This is a genomic window from Erwinia sp. OLFS4 (assembly GCF_002752165.1).
Taxonomy (GTDB): Bacteria; Pseudomonadota; Gammaproteobacteria; order Enterobacterales; family Enterobacteriaceae; genus Izhakiella.
Genome location: NZ_MOMB01000034.1, coordinates 1 through 951, shown reverse-complemented (window position 1 = coordinate 951; position 951 = coordinate 1). Strand labels below are relative to the sequence as shown.

The following is a 951-nucleotide window of genomic DNA, read 5'->3' as shown; positions in this document are numbered from 1 at the left end:
TGATTGGTTCTAGCGCTGAACCAGCAAACGATACCAGCGCTCCAAATGAAACAGAAAAACCAGTAACAGAGCATTCTAATGATCCAGTAAAAATACCGGAAGCTACCCCTGTGGTGGTTACTGCGCCCTGTGACATTGCTGCCGACAATTTCCAGCAACGTGCGACACAGGTTGAAAAAGAAATTGCGGATCAACCGCAGGACATACAGGACAACCTCAGTCTATGGCGCAAACTTCACAGAACCGACGAACGATTCACCAAAGCATTCGCAACGAATGGTGGCGGCACATCGATCAACGGTACCTATATGGTAATGCAAGCCACCAAGGTACTCGGCCCCCAAGGTATCAACTGGAAAATTGAGATTTTGGAAGAGCGTTTTGATAATGGCGCACCCATTATGCGCTCAATTAAAGGTGCTGATGGAAATTTCGTAAAAGAAATGATCCCTAATGGGGCTGGTGGCTACCTGACCGAAGTCAACCACACAACAAAAGTACGCCTGTGGTACGTGCTGGATGGTAAACAAGGCGAAATTTTTGCGTATGGCTGCACTCCCTATATTTACAACACAAAAAACGGCCTTATCAGCGATGGCGAAGCGCCAAAAAAATCACTCACAGACGCAACCAAAAAGGCACTTTCTCAGCTTGGCTCCTCTGCTGATGTGTTTCTCGGCCTGTTTGACGATCAACAGTATCGCCAGGAAAACGCAGCTCAATTCGCCATCGAAAATGCCGGGGAAAAAGCCGGGGATACCGTACGTCTTCGTAAAGAACTGGACGAGAAAATCACCAAAGTCGCTAATACCATCGAAAGTGCCGTTACACCGAACGAAGCCAAGAAAGTGTATGAAACGATGGCGAGAGAAGTTGATGTCCATCGTAAGAATGCCGAGAGCACGGGCGATACCCAGCATTCCGATTACCTGAAAAAACGTCTTCTCAGTC

The 951-nt window shown here is 47.6% G+C and carries 1 pseudogene; it reads left to right on the top strand.

Annotated elements, in window-relative coordinates:
• Positions 1–951 (top strand): annotated as a pseudogene (locus BL249_RS18950) (hypothetical protein); the annotation flags it as partial.